This is a genomic window from Kitasatospora sp. NRRL B-11411 (genome assembly GCF_000721345.1).
GTDB lineage: Bacteria > Actinomycetota > Actinomycetes > Streptomycetales > Streptomycetaceae > Kitasatospora > Kitasatospora cineracea.
Genome location: NZ_JOGH01000143.1, coordinates 1 through 16731, shown reverse-complemented (window position 1 = coordinate 16731; position 16731 = coordinate 1). Strand labels below are relative to the sequence as shown.

At 74.9% G+C, this 16731-nt stretch carries 15 protein-coding genes; 5 read left to right on the top strand and 10 right to left on the bottom strand.

Translation table 11 applies throughout. The features are described from left to right. The 3 genes from IH44_RS49555 to IH44_RS46950 form a co-directional block, all read right to left on the bottom strand. Window positions 1-627, bottom strand: a 627-nt coding sequence (locus IH44_RS49555) for a transglycosylase family protein (protein WP_198545094.1), incomplete at its 3' end; no start/stop codon positions are given. Window positions 628-796: 169 nt separating this feature from the next. Further along, complete coding sequence (locus IH44_RS0135370; protein WP_030463927.1) at window positions 797-1111, bottom strand: hypothetical protein; 315 nt, start codon at window positions 1109-1111, stop codon at window positions 797-799. Between the two features lie 6 nt (window positions 1112-1117). Next, the gene (locus tag IH44_RS46950) at window positions 1118-1264 is read right to left on the bottom strand and encodes a hypothetical protein (protein WP_157852572.1); all 147 of its coding nucleotides are present in this window, start codon (window positions 1262-1264) and stop codon (window positions 1118-1120) included. 377 nt (window positions 1265-1641) lie between these two features. Here IH44_RS46950 and IH44_RS41915 point away from each other — a divergent pair, with 377 nt between their 5' ends. Further along, window positions 1642-2463 carry a hypothetical protein gene (locus IH44_RS41915; RefSeq protein WP_051817996.1) on the top strand — a complete coding sequence of 274 codons (822 nt, stop codon included), beginning with the start codon at window positions 1642-1644 and terminating at the stop codon, window positions 2461-2463. A gap of 57 nt (window positions 2464-2520) precedes the next feature. Here IH44_RS41915 and IH44_RS0135355 read toward each other — a convergent pair whose 3' ends face one another. The 4 genes from IH44_RS0135355 to IH44_RS0135340 form a co-directional block, all read right to left on the bottom strand. Further along, on the bottom strand, window positions 2521-3813 hold the full coding sequence (locus IH44_RS0135355) for a GNAT family N-acetyltransferase (protein ID WP_051817994.1): 1293 nt from the start codon (window positions 3811-3813) through the stop codon (window positions 2521-2523). Window positions 3814-3938: 125 nt separating this feature from the next. Beyond that, a complete protein-coding gene (locus IH44_RS43395) occupies window positions 3939-5267 on the bottom strand; it encodes a C40 family peptidase (RefSeq protein ID WP_030463925.1) in 1329 nt (442 codons plus the stop codon). 281 nt (window positions 5268-5548) lie between these two features. Continuing rightward, entirely contained in the window at window positions 5549-6562 is a 1014-nt protein-coding gene (locus tag IH44_RS41905) for a hypothetical protein (protein ID WP_030463924.1), read from the bottom strand. A 31-nt stretch (window positions 6563-6593) separates the two neighbouring features. Beyond that, on the bottom strand, window positions 6594-8315 hold the full coding sequence (locus IH44_RS0135340; protein ID WP_030463923.1) for a threonine/serine exporter ThrE family protein: 1722 nt from the start codon (window positions 8313-8315) through the stop codon (window positions 6594-6596). A gap of 198 nt (window positions 8316-8513) precedes the next feature. On the opposite strand from IH44_RS0135340, the gene IH44_RS0135335 reads away from it, so the two are divergent. Next, on the top strand, window positions 8514-9467 hold the full coding sequence (locus tag IH44_RS0135335; protein WP_030463922.1) for a cation diffusion facilitator family transporter: 954 nt from the start codon (window positions 8514-8516) through the stop codon (window positions 9465-9467). Between the two features lie 36 nt (window positions 9468-9503). Here the strand turns inward: IH44_RS0135335 and IH44_RS46945 are convergent, their stop codons facing one another. Together IH44_RS46945 and IH44_RS0135325 are read right to left on the bottom strand one after the other, a co-directional pair. After that, window positions 9504-11849, bottom strand: coding sequence for a hypothetical protein (locus IH44_RS46945; protein ID WP_030463921.1), 2346 nt, complete (start codon window positions 11847-11849; stop codon window positions 9504-9506). Beyond that, complete coding sequence (locus IH44_RS0135325; RefSeq protein ID WP_030463920.1) at window positions 11846-13807, bottom strand: ATP-binding protein; 1962 nt, start codon at window positions 13805-13807, stop codon at window positions 11846-11848. The genes IH44_RS46945 and IH44_RS0135325 overlap by 4 nt, the downstream gene beginning before the upstream one ends. A gap of 339 nt (window positions 13808-14146) precedes the next feature. Here IH44_RS0135325 and IH44_RS0135320 point away from each other — a divergent pair, with 339 nt between their 5' ends. Together IH44_RS0135320 and IH44_RS0135315 are read left to right on the top strand one after the other, a co-directional pair. After that, complete coding sequence (locus IH44_RS0135320; RefSeq protein ID WP_030463919.1) at window positions 14147-14464, top strand: hypothetical protein; 318 nt, start codon at window positions 14147-14149, stop codon at window positions 14462-14464. A gap of 169 nt (window positions 14465-14633) precedes the next feature. Further along, on the top strand, window positions 14634-15791 hold the full coding sequence (locus tag IH44_RS0135315) for an acyl-CoA dehydrogenase family protein (RefSeq protein WP_030463918.1): 1158 nt from the start codon (window positions 14634-14636) through the stop codon (window positions 15789-15791). Between the two features lie 92 nt (window positions 15792-15883). Here the strand turns inward: IH44_RS0135315 and IH44_RS0135310 are convergent, their stop codons facing one another. Further along, window positions 15884-16144 (bottom strand): hypothetical protein, encoded by a 261-nt coding sequence (locus IH44_RS0135310; protein ID WP_030463917.1) that lies wholly within the window; start codon window positions 16142-16144, stop codon window positions 15884-15886. A 164-nt stretch (window positions 16145-16308) separates the two neighbouring features. Between IH44_RS0135310 and IH44_RS0135305 the strand changes: the two genes are divergently transcribed. Then, window positions 16309-16644 carry a cupin gene (locus tag IH44_RS0135305; RefSeq protein ID WP_030463916.1) on the top strand — a complete coding sequence of 112 codons (336 nt, stop codon included), beginning with the start codon at window positions 16309-16311 and terminating at the stop codon, window positions 16642-16644. Window positions 16645-16731 lie beyond the last annotated feature (87 nt).

Below are 16731 nucleotides of genomic sequence, written 5' to 3'. Positions count from 1 at the left end.
CGCCACCGCCAGCACGTGCAGGTCACCACCCACCGACACCGCCGACACCTTCGTCACCGCACCCGACAACGCACCCGCCCCGTTGATGCCGGCGTCCGCGATCGACCCCACGGTCCCGATGTCACCGGTCTGGGAGGCGATGTTCGCGAAGCTCGACCAGTTGCCCGACGAGTCCCGGGTCGCGTGGTAGATCCCGCCACCACCGTTGACCACCACCTGGGCCTTCCAGGTCGACGTCTGCGGAGGGGTGGACGGGTAGGGGTCGGCGTGGTCGGTGTAGAGCGGGCCGTTGCACTGGGTGGCCCAAGCGGTGGGGCCCTGGCCGGCCAGGATCTTCTCGGCGATCAGGATCTGCTGCTGCTTGGTGGCGAGGTCCGGCCGGGCGGCGTACTGCAGGCCGCTGTACGCCCGCCAGGTGGGGAGCGAGATCTGCAGGCCACCGTAGTAGCTGTTTCCGGTGTTGATGCTCCAGTTGCCGGAGCTCTCGCACTGGGCGACCTTGTCCCAGCCGGCGACCGAGGTCGCGGAGGCCCCGGTGGCGGCGGCGAACGGGACGGCGAGGGCGATCAGGGCGGCGGCCGTGGCGGTGCTGCGACGGGCGGTCGGGCGCGGGGCGTGCGAAGGCATGGCGGAGCTCCAGTCGGGTTGTCGGTTCGTCAGGTGGTGCCGCGGCGGCGCGGCGGGCCCGTACGGGCCGGAGGTTCGGAGGCGCGCCCGGAGGACGGCTGCCCTGCAGGTGCAGCGGTCGTGCGGTGCGGCGGGCGTGCGGTGACGTGGTGGCGCGGTGGCCCGGCGGTCAGCAGCCGGGGTGTCCTGCGGAGGTCGACGGCTCCAGCGGGAGGTAGCGCTGGCGGAGCAGGGGCGAGGCCCGGTGGGCGGCGGTGATCAGCAGGTGGGCGCGGTCGGCCGCGTCGGAGGGCCGGCCCGGGGTGCGGCTCAGGTAGAACAGCAGGAAGTCGATCCGGTCGGCGCAGGAGCGGGCCGTGATGTGCTCGAGCCCGTCACCGGGGTCGGCATGGGCCCAGAGGGCGTCCACGGCCTCGGCTTCCTCGGTCGCGGCGGCGACCGGGGCGGTCCGGCGGCGTTCCAGACCGGTGTGGACGACGTCCATGGGCGGTCAGCCGTCCCAGGTGGCGCAGCTGTTGCCGCCGGCCGGGGCCGGGGAGCCGCCGTCCAGCGGGTCGGCGGAGGCGGCGTCGGGGACGGGCAGGAGCCCGGCGAGGGCGGAGACCGCGGCGGCCTCGGCGGGGCGGGTGACGTCCATGACGGTGGTCCCTTCGGCAGTGGTGTCGGGTGGGGTGCTGTTCCGGCGCAGGCGTCCCGCGGTTGACGCTCCGTCCGGTTGCCGTCCGGTCGGTTTCCCTGGCGGCGATGAATAGCTTCGCCGTTCTCCGGGGCCGGTGGAAGGTGTTCCGGCTGTCGCCAATCGGCCAGTCCGGTTCCAGTCACGACGCCGGGCCCGGACCGGTGCCCCGGCCGCCGCGGACCCCCTCCGGGCGCCCCGCGCCGCTCCGTCCCGCCCCGTCCCGCGCCGGCTCCCACCAGGCCGGAAAGGATCTTGCACCCGTGCCGGACAACTGTTTGGATGCGAGCGGCCGCTTACCGGGGGGTTTGCGCCTACGACGTCCTTGGGGGGATGCAGTGCTGGAGGCTCTCGGGCTGACGGTCGGCGCGACCACGGTGTACCGGGCGATGCTCGACCACCCGGACCACGGCGTGGCGGAGCTGGCCGCGCACTGCGGGCTGAGTCCGTCCGAGGTGCACGCCGCGCTCGACGAGCTCGGCCGGCGGGCCCTCGTCCGGGCCTCCACCGAGCGGCCCGGGCGGGTCCGCGCGGTCGGCCCGGAGATCGGGCTGGCCGATCTGATCGCCGAGCAGGAGGCCGAACTGGCCGAGCGCCAGGCGCAGTTGGCTGTTTCCAAGGCTGCCGTCACCCGGCTGGTCGCGGACCGGGCCGAGCAGCGGTCGGCGTACGGCGAGCGGCTGCTCGGGACGGACGCCATCGTCGGCCGGCTGGAGCGGATGAGCCGGGAGGCCGCCACCGAGGTGCTCGGCTGCCGGTCCGGCGTCCAGCGGCCCGAGGACCTCGGGGCCGGCCGCGCCACCGACGCCGAACTGCTCGCCCGCGGGGTCGCGCTGCGCAGCCTCTACCCGGACGCCGTCCGTCGGCAACCCCCACCATCCCCCAGCGCATCGTCATCGTCGACCGCCGTCAGGCCCTCGTCCCGATCGACCCGGAAGACACCCGCAAGGGCGCCCTGCACATCACCGAGCCCGGCATCCTGGGCGCACTGCTGGACCTCTTCGAGCAGTTCTGGAGCGCCGCCGTCCCGCTCGGCACGATCGCCCCTGGGCATCTCGGCCCGCACCGTCGGCCGCCACATGGCCTCGATCATGGAACGCCTCGGCGCCACCAGCCGCTTCGAAGCCGGCATCAAAGCCACCCAGCGCGGCTGGATCTGAGCCCGGACCGGGCGGTGCGGAGCCGAGGACGTACCCGGCCCCGCACGGAGCAGCAGGTCAGAAGCCGTCCGGGTTCCACGGGGCGCGGGCGGTGCGCAGCAGGGTGTCGGCGCGGACGGCCGCGCCCGGGGTGTGCTCGGTGAGCAGGGCGGCGTCGGCGAGGCCGGCCGCGCTGCCGCCGCCGAGGTACAGGCTGCCGAGCCGGGAGACGTCGAGCGCGAGGTCGGCCGGGTCGTCGGTGCGGGTGATCCGGCCGGTGCCGTCGGCGGCGGCCTCCAGCGCCCAGCGCCCGGCCGTCCAGCCCTCGCGGTCGGTGACGTCCAGCACCAGGCGGCCGGGGGCCTCGTAGCGGCGGGCGGCGAACGCGGCGGGCAGGTCGAGCAGCCGCAGCCAGGTGAAGTCGGCGCTCTCCTCGTGCGGCTTGGCGCCGCGCGGGTCGTCGAGCAGCAGCGGCAGCACGTGGCCGGGGCCGAGGTGCGGGGCGACCACGTGGCGCACCCAGTCGACGGAGAACAGGAACGCCCAGAGCGCGTTGGCGGTCTCCCGGTCCAGCGCGATGAAGTCCCGGACGGTCAGCGGGCAGTCGGGGTAGGCGCCGTCCCACTTGTCGTCGACGGTGTAGTTGGCCATGCCGGTGAGGGTGCCGTCGGCGGTGCGGTGGAAGACGTTGAAGCCCTGCTTCCAGTCGAAGCCGGGCAGGTCGACCTCGCCGGCCCGCAGCCGCCACCAGGCGTCCGGGCGGCCGATCGCGCCGGGCTGGGTGGGGCGCCAGCGCTCGTGCAGGTCGGGGCCGAGCTTGCCGAACTCCTCCAGGGTGGCGAAGTCGATCCGGTGGCCCTCGTGCACGGGCAGCCCGGCCCGGACGCCGCCGGAGCGCCGCACGTCGACCCGCCAGCCCGCCAGCGGGACGGCCGAGCCGAAGCCGAACCGGCCGTAGATGTTGTGCTCGGCGGCGATCAGGATGGCGGCGGCCGAGCCGCGCTCGCGGGCGGCGGCCAGGTCGCGCCGCATCATGCCGCTGAGCAGGCCGCGCCGGCGGTGGGTGGAGTTCACCGTGACGCCGGTGATCGCGTCGACCGGCAGCCGCTCCCCGCCGGGCACCGTCAGCCCGGTGTCGAAGCTGCGGAAGGTCGCCACGCAGCGCGGCCGGTCGGCGCCCGGGAAGTCGTGGTCGAACGCGCCCAGCATCCGCCCCGGTTCGAACAGCAGCTGGCGCCACTCGACCGCCGGGGAGACGTGCGGACGCATGAACCCGAGCGCCAGCGCCCGGTCCCAGTCGGCCAGTTCCTCGTGGGTGATCGGCCGGATCTCGATGCCCCGGTCGGGGCCCTGCTGTGCGTCGTTGCCCATCGAGCCACGGTACGACGCCCTTCCCGGCACGGCACCCGGTTTTCCGCCCGGCCCGGAACCCCTGCCGCGGGCGCCGGGAGCGGACGTCGGGGGCAAGCGCCAGGAGCGGGCGCCAGGGGCGGACGTCAGGGGCGGGCGTAGAAGTCCGGGCGGCCCATGATCCAGAGGCTGGCCTGCTTGATCGCGGCGCCGGGGCGGGGGGCCTCGATCATCTGGTCGTCGCCGAGGTAGATGGCGACGTGGTAGATGTCCGCGGCGCGGCCGGTCTTGGTCCAGAACACCAGGTCTCCGGGCCGGAGTTGGGCGTAGCCGACCGGGGTGGACTCGGCGTACTGGTCGGCGGCGAAGTGGGTGAGCTGCTTGCCGCCGCGCCGCCAGGCCATCATGGTCAGGCCGGAGCAGTCGTAGCCCTGCGGGCCCTCGCCGCCCCAGATGTAGGGCAGGCCGACGACGGAGCGGGCGAAGGCGAGGGCGGCCTCGGAGCCGCCCGCCGACCAGGCGGCGCCCTCCCGCTGCGGGGCGGCGTGGTGCCGGGCGGCCTGGGCGGCGGCGGCCGCTTCGGCCTCGGCCTGGGCCCGGCGGGCGGCCTCCTCGGCCGCGCGGGCGGCGAGCGCGTCGAGGGCTTCCTGCCGCTGCCGTTCGAGTTCGACGGTGGTGTTGCGGGCGGTGGCGAGTTCGGCGAGCAGGGCCTCCCGGCGGCGGCCGATCTCGGCGACCCGGTTCTGCTGGTCGGCGACCCGCTGCTGGGCCTGCTCCTTGGCGGTGCGGACGGTCCCGGCGGCGGTGCGGGCGGCGCCCTCGGCGGTGCGGGCCTCCTCGGCGGCCCGGGCGGCGGCCTTCGCGGTGCCGGTGGCGTCGTCGAGGATCTGCCGGGTCTGGGCGCCTGCGGTGCCGACGGCGGCGGCCTGGCCGGTCAGCGAGGCCGGGCCGCGTGCGCCCAACAGGGCGTTGACGGCCGAGAGTTGGGGCGAGGCACCCTGGCGGTAGATCTCGGCGACCAGCCCGGCGGCCCGGTCGGCGGCCTCGGCGTGGGCGGCCTCGGCGGCGGTGGAGCGCTCGGCGGCGGCCCGGGACGCCTCCTGGGCCCGGCCGAGCCGGACGAGCGCGCCGTTGTACGCCTCGACGGCCTGCTCGGCGGCCTGCCCGGCCTTGTCGAGCTCGTCCCGGGCGGCGGCCAGCCGGGCCTCGACGGCGGTGGCGTCGGCGGCCTTGGCGTCGGCCTCGGCCCGGGCCCGGGCGACGTCGTCCGCGCTGGGGAAGCCGGGCTCCGGTTCGTCGGCGGGCAGCACGGCGGGCGCGGCGAACGCGGCGAGCGCGGCAGGCCCGGCCTGCGGCAGGCCCTCCGGCCCGGCCGCCGGAGCAGCGGCGGGCGCGGCGGGCGCGTTCGCGGCGGGCAGCAGGGCGAGCAGGGCGGCACCGGCGAGCAGGAGGGCGGGGAGGAACCTGCGCGGCATGACGGGATCCCCTCTCGGCGGGTGGCGACGGGGTTCTGACGATCAGCCAGATATCCCATGACGTGACAATCCGGTCACGCACCGCAAGATTCTCAGACCCGACGGTGGCTCGGCGCCATCGCCATACGGCTGCGCGAGTGAGATGTCCGATTGTGTGAACGGGCATCCGCACCGCCCGAGGAGGGACGTCCACGAACCCTACCGGTTCGCCGACGCACCACCCCGATTTTCAACGCCCCTTCAACACCCCTCCCCCACACCCCCCGTGCCGCCCCGCCCGGTCAGCGCACCCGCCCCGAGGGCCGCCCCGACGGCCGCCCCGGCCCGGTCGCGGTGGTCCGCGCCCGCCCGGCCCGGACGGTGCGCCGCCGGCGCTGGGCCCGGGCCCGCCGGGCCGGGTCGCCGCCGACCGCCTCCGCGCCGTCCGCCCGGCCCCCGGCGCCCGGACCGCCCGGGCCGCCGACCCGCCCGCCGCGGCCGGGCCGGTACCGGTGCGCGAGCGCCTTGGCGGCCATCCGCTCGGCCACCGCGTGCGCCTTCGGGTGCCCGGCCGGGACCTTGTCGGGCGCCCCGGCGATCAGGTCGAACAGCCAGGTTCGGGCCCGGTCCGTCCGCGCGTGCAGCCGCCGTTCGCGCCGGGCCGCCCGGGCCATCCGGCGGGGGCGCCCGGCGTACCGCCAGCGTGCCCAGGGGCTGGCGGGGCGGGCCAGCCGGATCGCGCCGATCCAGGACAGGCCGGGCACCATGATGCCGAGCAGGCCCGTCCAGACCTTGCCCTTGAGCAGCGCGACCAGGCAGACCAGCGCGTTGACCCCGATCACCGCGACCAGCCCCCAGCGGGTGTCCTGGCCGGGGACGACGCCGAGCGGCACGTAGCCGGTGAGCAGCAGCGCGGTGAGCAGGATGCCGAGGATCACCGCGTCCACCGACTTGCGGCCCTGTTCGCTCCAGTACACGTCGTCCAGGTGCAGGATCAGGGCGAACTCGTCCAGCACCAGCCCGCAGCCGATGCCGAAGGAGAGGCCGAACCAGTCGGTCCAGGGGTGGCCGCCGTCGGTGGCGAAGGTGCCGATGCCGCCGAGCAGCAGGAAGCCCAGGCCGAACACCATGTGGTGGATGTGCAGCCCGCCGGGGGTGATGTTGCCGGGCCACCAGCGGACCTGGGCGCGGATCATCCGGGTGCTGAACCGGATGAACGCGAACGAGGTGATGAACCCGACCAGCAGCAGGAACAGCGGCTGCTTGTGGGCGTCCACGATGTGGTGGCGGTAACCGTCCAGCAGTGCACTGATCATCGGGTGGTGCCTCTATCCGACAGGGGGCTCGCTAGAAGCCGCGGGTGCGCTTCGCCGCCCGGCGCGGGATCAGCGCGTGCGGGGTGTCCCGGTCGCTGGCGCCGGGGTTCTTCAGGAACAGCCGGGCCACCTCGCCGCCGAGGTTGACGCCGATGGCCAGCGCCAGCGCCAGCGCGACCGCCCGGGAGGCGGAGACCAGCCCGGACCCGGCGTGGCCCTGGGCGAACGCCAGCATGCCGAGGTACAGCGCCGAACCGGGCATCAGCGGCCCGATCGCGGCGGTCACGTACGGCAGCGCGGAGGCCGCCCGGTAGCGGGCCAGCAGCTGCCCGAACAGGCCGACCAGGCCGGCCGCCAGGCCGGTGGCGACGATCGCCGAGACGCCCGCGTTGTGGGTGAGCACGCCGTACGTGGACCAGCCGACGGCGGCGTTCAGCACCACCATCGGCAGCGAGCGCCGGTCGGTCTGCAGCAGCATGGCGAAGGCCAGCGCCAGCACCATCGCGGCGACCAGCTGGACCGGCGGGCTGGCGATGCCGCCCAGGCTCTCGTCGGGTTTCAGCCGGGCGTTGTAGTTGACGCCGACGTACAGCACCAGCATCACGCCGATGACGATGCCCGCGATCAGGTACATCACCTCCAGCAGCCGGGCCGCCGCGGTGATGTAGAAGCCGGTCAGGCCGTCCTGGACGGCGGCGACCATGGCCCGGCCGGGCAGCAGCGCGAACAGCCCACCGGTGATCACCACCGAGCCGCGCAGGTGCAGTTCGTTGAAGGACAGCAGGATGCCGCAGAGCGCGGCCGGCATCGCCGCGATCACGAACTGGTAGAACTCGGGCAGTCCGCGGCGGGCGATCGCCGAGGCCAGCCGGTCGCCGACCACGGCGGTGGTGAACGCGGAGACGAACACCAGCCAGGCCGTCGAGTCGACCTTCCCGCCGACCAGGAAGGACGCCGCCCCGGCCAGCAGCCCGGTGGCCACCGACATCAGCCACGCCGGGTACGGGTGCCGGTTGCGCCGGATCTCGGCGAGGCGCCGGTACGCGTCGTTGACGGTGACCTGCTCGGCGGTGATGTCGGCGACCAGCTCGTACACGGCGGCCAGCCGGGTGTAGTCGGAGGTGCGGCGGCGCACCACCCGGTCCGCGGTGACCGGCGGGTCGATCAGCGAGGGCTGGTGGGAGATCGAGATCAGCGTGAAGGTGACCTGCGGTTCGCAGTGGTCGAGCCGGTACGCGTGGGCGATGCCGAGCATCGCGGCCTCCACGTCCTCGGCGGCCTCGCCGCTGGCCAGCAGCAGCTCGCCGATCCGCAGCGACAGGTCGAGCACCCGCGGCACGTTGCGCTGGGCCTGCGCCCCGGCGGCGGGGTGCAGTTCGCGGGCGGTGCGCTCGAACGCCGGGCGCTCGGCCATCGGCGTCCGCAGCAGGGTGCGCATCCGGTCCGGCCAGGGGGCCTCGCCGGGGGCGCCCTTGTGCAGCTCGGCCAGGTCGATGCCGTGCGCCGGGGTGTAGCCGGCCGCGTTCCACTCCTCGGGCGTCAGGGTGTCCTGGAACAGCGGGCTGCGCCGGGCCCGGACGGCCTCCGCGGCCTCCGGCACCGGCTGGTGCCCGAGCAGGCCCTCGGTCTGCACCGGCTCCGGCGCGTGCGGCACGCTGACGGTCCGTTCGATCGGCGGCGCGTCCGGCCCGAGCAGCCCCTCGGTGGGCGGCGCTCCCGGCGCCGGCACGCCCTCCGGCTCGCTATCGGACACGGCACTTCCTCCACCACCCCGGCCGCCCGCCCGGTCGGGGCCGCCTCCTGGCCTCCACCTTGCCCGATCGGTGGCGGCGGTGCGAACAACCCGTGGCGTGGTCCCCGCCACCACCCCGGCCGGTCCGCCCGGCGCCGGGCGGACATGCCCGCGCCCGCTCCGGAATGAAGGCCCGCGAACCGGACACAATGACCGGTTATGAGCGAGCAGCGGACGACGGACGGCGCCCCCGGGGACAGCGGCGGCGAGAGCGTCACCACAGTGGTCGTCGCGGGCCTGTGCAACCTCGGCATCGCCCTGGCCAAGGCCGTGGCGGGCGCGCTCAGCGGCTCCAGCGCGATGCTCTCCGAGGCGGCGCACTCCTTCGCCGACACCGTCACCGAGGTGCTGCTGTTCCTCTCGCTCAAGCGCAGCGCCCGCCCCGCCGACGACAAGCACCCGCTCGGCTACGGCCGCGAACGCTACCTGTGGGCGCTGCTGGCCTCCTTCGCCACCTTCGTCGGCGGCGCGGTCTTCTCCGTCCACGACGGCATCCACACCCTGCGGTACGGCGAGGAGCTGGGCAGCCCGGCCCTGTCCTACCTGATCCTCGCCGTCGCCTTCGCCCTGGAGTCCGTCTCGCTCTCCCGGACGGTGCGTCAACTGCGCGGCGAGACCCGCCGGCTGCGCGTCGGCGGCTACCGCTACCTGCGGCACACCTCCGACACCGCGGTGAAGGCCGTCTTCCTGGAGGACGCCGCCGCCCTGGTCGGCCTGCTGCTGGCCTTCGGCGGCCTGCTCGGCGCCGAGCTCACCGGCGACGCGCTCTGGGACGGCCTGGCCTCGGTCCTGATCGGCGCCCTGCTCGCCTGGGTGGCCTACGTGCTGGCCCGCGACAACGCCTCGCTGCTGATCGGCCGCCCGCTGCCCGAGCGGTACGAGCGCGCGATCGCCGAGACGCTGACCGCCCAGCCGCAGGTCGTCCGGGTCCTGGACCTGGTCACCAGCGTGCACGGCCCCGACGACGTCCTGGTGGCCGCCAAGGTCGACTTCGCCGACCTGGCCACCGCCGCCGACATCGAGGCCGCCTGCGACCGGGCCGACCGCGCCGTCCGCCGGGCCGTCCCCGCCGTCACCCGGGTCTACCTCGACCCCACCCCGCCCCGGCCCTGACCCGGGCGGGCCTGGGCCGGGGCGGGGCGGCCGGGTTCAGAGGTCGTAGTCGTCGACGATCCTGCGGTGGCGGGCGGTGTCGGCGCCCGCCGCCTCGGCGAGGGCGGGCCAGGCCAGCGGGTGGGCGAGGTGGGCGGTGAGCTCGGTGAGCAGGGCGTCGGCCCGGGCGGCGGTGCTGGTGGGCGGGACGCCGATGGCGGCGTAGATGCCGGGCAGGCCGTCCTCGTCGCCGCCCGGGTCGGTGATCCGGTACTGGTCGCCGCTGTAGACCCAGACGGCGTGCCCGGCGGCCCGGAGGGCGTCGCGCAGGGCGTACCAGTCGTCCTCGTCGGGGCGGCCGCCGTCGATCCAGTAGGTGGTGTAGCCGGCCGGGTCGAGCAGGGTGAGCAGTTCGAAGACCGGTCGCCACTCCCCGTCCTCCGCCGAGCCGGGCTCCGGGCGGTCGTTGAGGACGGCCGGGGAGAACACCACGATGTCGCCGTGGTTGAGGTCGAGGTCCTCGCCGAGCACCGGCAGCACCCGGGCGGTGGCCGGGCCGGTGCGCAGCGCGGGCAGGTCGGTGGTGGTGCCGTTGGCGCGCGGGACGCGCAGCTCGATCAGCTGCCACTCCTCCTCGACGGGGCCGCTGTCGGTGTCGAACTCGATGCCGATCCGGGCCCCGGCGGCGCGGACGGCCGCCCAGTCGCGGTTGGCGGTGGCGGCGGTGACCAGGTGCCACAGGTCGGGTTCCTGGACGGTGCGGTGCGCGTCGTCCGGGCCGGCCTCGGCCGGGTCGAGGGCGTGCGCGAGCAGGTCCTCGTAGAGCCGCTGGGCCTCGGCGTGCTCGCCGCGCCGGGTGGCGGCGGCCGCGGCCAGCCTGCGGGTGTTGAGCGCCTCGGGCGAGTGGGCGAGGACGGCGGCGCACTGCTCGCCGACCTCCTCCCAGCGGCCCTGGGCGGCGGCCCAGCGGGCCCGCAGCCAGTGCGCGTCGGACGGCTCCCCGGCGGCGGTCAGCCGGGTGGCCAGCCGGTCGACGCCCTCGCCGTCCTCGGCGTCGATCAGCAACTGGCCGAGCATGCCGGTGAGGTACGCATGGCCGGGGTCCAACTCCAGCTGGGCCCAGGCGAGTTCGGCGACGGCCCGGGTGTGGCCGAGCGAGCCGAGGGCGCCGGCCAGGTTGACCACCAGGACGGTGTCGGGGCGCTCGCCGAGGGCCAGGGCGGCGGCCAGCAGGTCGGCACCGGTCTCCGGGTCGGGGCGGTGCTCGGCCAGCCACTGCGGCAAATCCTCGGCCGGGACCGGGAGTTCGGGCCGGGGCAGGGCTTCGGCGGCGGCCCGCAGGGCGGCCACCTGCTCGGCGACGCCGTCGGTGCGGCGGAGCTGTCCGAGCTTGCGCCCGCCGGTGCGGGCCAGGGTGAGGGCGACCTCGCGGGCCCCGCGGGCGAGGGCCAGCCGGCCGGCCCGCAGCACCAGGTCGAGGCACGGGCGGTGCGAGCCCGCGGTGTCCAGCTCGCCGGCCCAGGAGGCGAGCCGGGCGCCGAGCGCGGCGTCGTTGTCGAACTCCCCGGCGGCGGCCAGCAGTTCGACGGCGGCGGACCAGCGGTGCCGGATGTCGGGGTAGCGGTCGGCCTCCTCGGCGTCCGGCAGTTGCTCCAGCGCGGGGCCGGTGCGGCCGAGCGCGGCGAACTGCAGGGCCCGGCCGACCGCGAGCTTGCGCCGGTCGTCGTCGTCCGGCCGGTTCCCGGCGGCGACGTAGGCGCGCTCGGCGGTGTCGTAGACGTCCAGCGCGTCCTGGTGGCGGCCGAGCCGGTGCAGCGCGGAGGCCCGGCTGTGCGCGAAGGAGAGCGAGACCCGCTCGCCGGCCGCGGCGATCCGGGTCTCGGCCCGGTCGAGGTGGGTGAGCGCGTCGGCGGGGCGGCCGTCGTCCTCCAGGGTGTCGGCGTACTCGCGGGAGAGGCAGTCGAAGCAGGCCCGGGCCGGTTCGACCCGCTGCAGCGCCTCCTCCAGCACGGCGAGCCGCTCGGGGACGTAGCCGGGGCCGTCGATGTTGGCGTGGCAGATGGTGAAGTCCTGGACGGCGCACACCGACTGGGGGCAGGCGGCGGTCTCCTCGCGGTGCGCGAACTCCAGCAGCGACACCGCCTCGGCCATCGCGGCCTCGCCCTGGTGGCGCTTGTTCAGCAGGTTCTGCAGCCGCCAGTGCCGCAGGAACACCTCCACCCAGGGCAGTTCGAGCGCCCGGGCGGAGGCCAGCGCCTCCGGGAACATCGCGTCCAGCTGCTCGTTGCGGCCGTCCACGGCGTGTCCGGCGATCTCGGCGAGCGCGTCGGCCAGCCGGTGCTGCCCGGACTCGGCGAGCTGCCGGTGGGTGTCGTGCACCCAGGACCAGATGTCGGTGGTCATCGTTCCTCGTCCCCCTGCGGAAGGTCTGCGGTTCCTCCGGCGATGGTGTCGGGCACCGCCGACAGCCCGTCGGCCGGCACCGCGGCGGTGAGCGCGGCCACCGCGGTGGAGATCCCGGCCAGCGCGGCCCCCAGATCGCCGCCCGCGGAGCCGGCGGCCGCCGCCATGATGACCTTCAGCGAGCGCAGCAGCGCCGCGGCGGTGGCCGCCCCGGTGTGCCCGTCCCGGTACGCGGCCAGCAGGTCGCGGACGGCGGGCGAGGCCAGGTTGAGGTACAGCCGGGCCTTGACCGCGCCGTCGGTGCGCGCGGTGAACGCCCGGGCCAACTGCAGGGCGGCGGACGGGATCCGGGCGTCCGCCCGGTCGTCCTCGATCCGGGCTTTCAGCTCGGCCTCGCGGTCCGGCACCAGCACCAGCGGCAGCCCGGGCGGGTCGAACCGGGCGGGCACCAGCTGCTCGCCGTCCTCGGTGAGCGCGGCGGCCAGCCAGGCCTGCTGCTCGGCGGGCAGCGGCAGGTCGGGGGCCCGGAACAGCTCCTTGTTGCCGCTCTCGCTGCCGAGTTCGACGATCCGGCAGTCCCGCAGTCGGGCGTAGCGGCGCAGGAACGGCAGCACCGCGTACCGGTCGCCGCGGGCGATCGGCACCTGCATCGCCCGGTACAGCATCTCCTCGAAGCCGCCGCCGCTGCCCAGCGCCACGTGCACCGCGCCGGAGCCCGCGGCACGCAGCGCGCCGGCGGTCAGCTCGCCCTGCGAGGTCGGCACCGGGACGTCGTCGGCGAGCAGGGTGAACAGCCGGTCGTCGCAGAGCGCGGCGCCGAGCAGGTCCTGTCCGTGCCGGGCCAGGATCCGCCGCCAGGCCGCGGGGTGCAGCCGGGCGGTCTCGTACAGGCCGTCCACGATGGCGTCGGCGAGCGCCTGCTGGAGGGCCCGGTAGTGCTCGTCGCGCTGGAGGTCCTCGCGGCTGGCGGTGGGGGTGAGCCGGGTCGACTCGACCACGCCGCCGATGAAGCCGGCCCAGCTGGGCAGCAGGTCGCGGGCGTCGTCGGCGAGCAGCATGCCGCGCAGGTAGACCGCCAGGTCCCGGTTGTCGCTGGACCCGTACGTCCCGCCGTCCTGCACCCAGAGCAGTCCGACCGCGTCGGTGCGGTCCTCGACGGGCGTCACCGGGAAGGCGGTCAGCGGTTCGAAGCTGCGGGCGAACGCGGTGGCGAACCGCATCCGGTGCAGGTGCGGCGAGCCGGGCACGTCCTGCCGCCAGGGCACCACCACGCCGTTGACCGGCTCCTCGTCGTCGCCGACGTGGACCGGGATCGGCAGCAGCACGCAGTACCGGGCCAGCACCTCGCGCAGCGCCTGCTCGTCGGCGAGGTGCGCGTGCTCGGCCTTCAGCCGAAGCCGCACCACCGTCCCCGGCCCGGGCCGCGCCGGGGCCGGCTCGACGCTGTACTGCTCGCCGCCCCGACTGCGGTAGGTGTGCGCGGCCGACGGTTCGCGGTGCGAGGCGGTGGTGACGGTGACCTCCTCGGCCACCGAGAACGCCGAGAGGAAGCCCAGCCCGAAGGCGCCGATCAGGTCCTGGCTGCCGGTCAGTTCGCGCAGCATCCGGGTGTAGCCGGTGCCGACGGTCGCCAGGTACGCGTGGATCTCCGGCTCGGTCAGCCCGGCCCCGTTGTCCTCGATCGCCACCGTCCGCGCCGCGGCGTCCCCGCGGACCCGGATCAGCGGGCGGTAGGCGCCCTCCGGGTCCTCCAGCTTCCGCCGGGTGTGCGAGTCGTGGGCGTTCTGCACCAGTTCGCGCAGCGCCACCAGCGGGGTGGAGTACAGGTGGGTGGCGAGCACGCCGACCAGGCCGCCGAGATCGACCTCGGTGGTGCGGAGATTCGCCGAGTTCTCGGACGCGGGGAATTCGGCGCCACTTCCGCCGGCACCGGAAGCGGGGGGAGGACCATCAGACATAAGGCCCCAGTGTGCCAGTACGACAATCGGGCGACCACTGTTTTCGGATTTCCGGTTTCTGTCGATCCTCGGTCAACCACCCGTTGACGTGCGGGGATCTCCGCCCGGCCGCGCCAAACGGTGAAATCCCTTGCCAGCAAGGCGTTCTGTCGACCCGCGCCGGTCACTGCCGGTTCCGAGGCTATTCCATAAGAGTGACACCTTCGAGCGAACCCGCGTGCCCGCACTGGAACCCGAACGGCCCAGTGGGCAATCCTGGTGACGCGACGTCAGGAACCGGCACGAACGGGGCGGCCACCCCGCAGCGCCACATTCGCACCAGTTAGCAGGGAGACCACCGTGTCCCGTATTCGCGCAGTCGCCGTCGTCACCGCCCTCGGGGCCTTCCTCCTCGCGGGCGCCGGCACCGCCGCCGCCGACAACGGCGCCGGCGCCGACCACTCCTCCAACAGCAGCGTGGTCAGCAACATCGGCTCCGGCAACATCGTCGGCTCCGTCCACGGCAACGCCAACGCGACCCAGCAGACCGCCACCGGCTCCGGCGCGAGCAACCAGAACAACACCCTCGGCGTCACCGACAACGCCGGCGGCGTCGGCGCCCTCCAGTCCAACGCGAACCTGGCGCACACCGTCTACTACCCGTTCGTCCTGTACTAGGCCCCACCGACGGGGCCCCATGCGGCTGCGGGGGACGGCACGGCGCGGCACCACCCGCGCCGCACCGCCCCCCGCACCAGGTCACGGCGGGTCGCGGCAGCCATGGACACCGGAAGCTACCGGCGATTAACTTGTCTGCGCCACCAGCCGTCGCCGAAGGGAGCGCACCGTGCGCCGCAGCGTGTACAACGAGGACCACGAGGCGTTCCGGGAGACCATCCGGGACTTCATCGCCAACGAGGTCGTGCCCGCCTACGAGAGCTGGGAGGAGGCCGGCCACCCGCCGCGCGACTTCTACCGCAAGCTCGGCGAGCTCGGCGTCTACGGCATCGAGGTCCCGGAGGAGTACGGCGGCGCGGGCGAGACCGGCTTCAAGTACCAGGCGGTGATCTACGAGGAGACCGCCCGCGCGGGCGTGACCTTCGGCTCCTCGGGCGTGCACACCGGCCTGGTGCTGCCGTACCTGATGGAGTACGCCACCGAGGAGCAGAAGCGGCGCTGGCTGCCGGGCTTCGTCTCCGGCGACATCATGACCGCGATCGCCATGACCGAGCCGGGCGCGGGCTCCGACCTGGCGGGCATCGCCACCACGGCGAAGCTCTCCGCGGACGGCACCCACTACGTCCTCAACGGCGCGAAGACCTTCATCACCGGCGGCGTGCTGGCCGACCTGGTGCTGGTGGTCTGCCGCACCGCCCCGTACGACCCGGCGGACCGCCGGGCCGGCCTGTCCATCCTGTGCGTGGACACGAAGTCCGAGGGCTACGCGGTCGGCCGCAAGCTGCAGAAGATCGGCCTGCGCACCTCGGACACCGCCGAGCTGTCCTTCTCCGACGTGAAGGTCCCGGTGGAGAACCTGCTCGGCGAGGAGGGGAAGGCGTTCTCCTACCTGACCCACAACCTGGTGCAGGAGCGCCTGGCGATCGCCGTCGGCGCGTACGCCTCGGCGGCCGCGGCGGTGCGGTTCGCGGTGCAGTACGTCAAGGAGCGCAAGGTGTTCGGCAAGGCCGTCGCCGAGTTCCAGAACACCAAGTTCTCGCTGGCCGACTGCCAGGCCCAGGTGCTCGCCCAGCAGGCGATGGTCGACCAGGCGCTGGAGCTCTACCAGCACGGCGAGCTGACGGTGGCGGACGCCGCCGCGGCCAAGCTGTTCTGCACCGAGTCGGCCTCCGAGGTGATCGACAAGTGCCTGCAGCTGCACGGCGGTTACGGCTACATCCTGGAGTACCCGATCGCCCGCCTCTACACCGACAACCGGGTGTTCCGGATCTACGGCGGCACCAGCGAGGTCATGCGGACGATCATCGCCAAGTCGCTCGGCCTGTGACCGGGCGCTGAGCGCGCGAGCGCCGCGGACACGACGGAGGCGGGCACCCGGCCGGGTGCCCGCCTCCGCTCCGTTCCCACGCCCTTTCCCGGTCAGTTGACGCTGGTGCGCCACGCCTCCAGTCCGGCCGCCGAGGCGGCCCGCGCCTGGTGCAGGGTGCGCTGCGCGAGCTCGGCGGGCTGGGTCTCCAGGGAGCGGACCCAGCCCCGGCCCGCGTTCGCCAGGGCGGTGCAGACCAGCACCGTCCCGGCCAGTCCGACGACGGCGCCGAGCCCGGTGAGGGCCGCGCCGGCGGTGAGCATGCCGCGGTTCACCTGGAAACCGCCGAAGGTGAGTTTCTGATTGGTCGCCATAGGGCCACCATCGGCCCGCTCCCCCGGCACCGCACGCCGAGCGGCCCGCTCCTTAACCCCTGCGCGTGATCCAGCGCGCGACACGCGCGGGCGGCCGCCTAGGGTCGGCCGCGGGGCCCGGTCGGCGGGCCCGGTGGTGCGGGGGCCCGACGGAGGAGAACGCGATGACCGAGCAGCCGGCCCGGATCGACCTGAACGCCCTGGCCGAGGAGCACGCCGCCAAGGCCGCCGCCAGCCCGCACGGCCGCAGCGCCCACCTGCTGCTGCACGACGGCGTGCTGCGGCAGACCGTGATCGCGCTGCGGGCCGGCGCGGTGCTGGACGAGCACAACGCCCCGGTCGCCGCCAGCCTGCAGGTGCTGCGCGGCCGGGTCGCACTGACGGTGGCGGGCCGCCGCCAGGAGGCCGGCCCGGGCGAGCTGCACTCCATCCCGCAGGAGCGGCACGGCCTGCTCGCCCACACCGACGCGGTGGTGCTGCTCACCGCCGTCACCTCCTAATGTTGTTGTCAAGCAGCTGATGTGACGGGGAGTGCATGCTCGTAGTGCTTCCCGTCACGAATGAGGGCCCAGAGGACGTTGACGCGT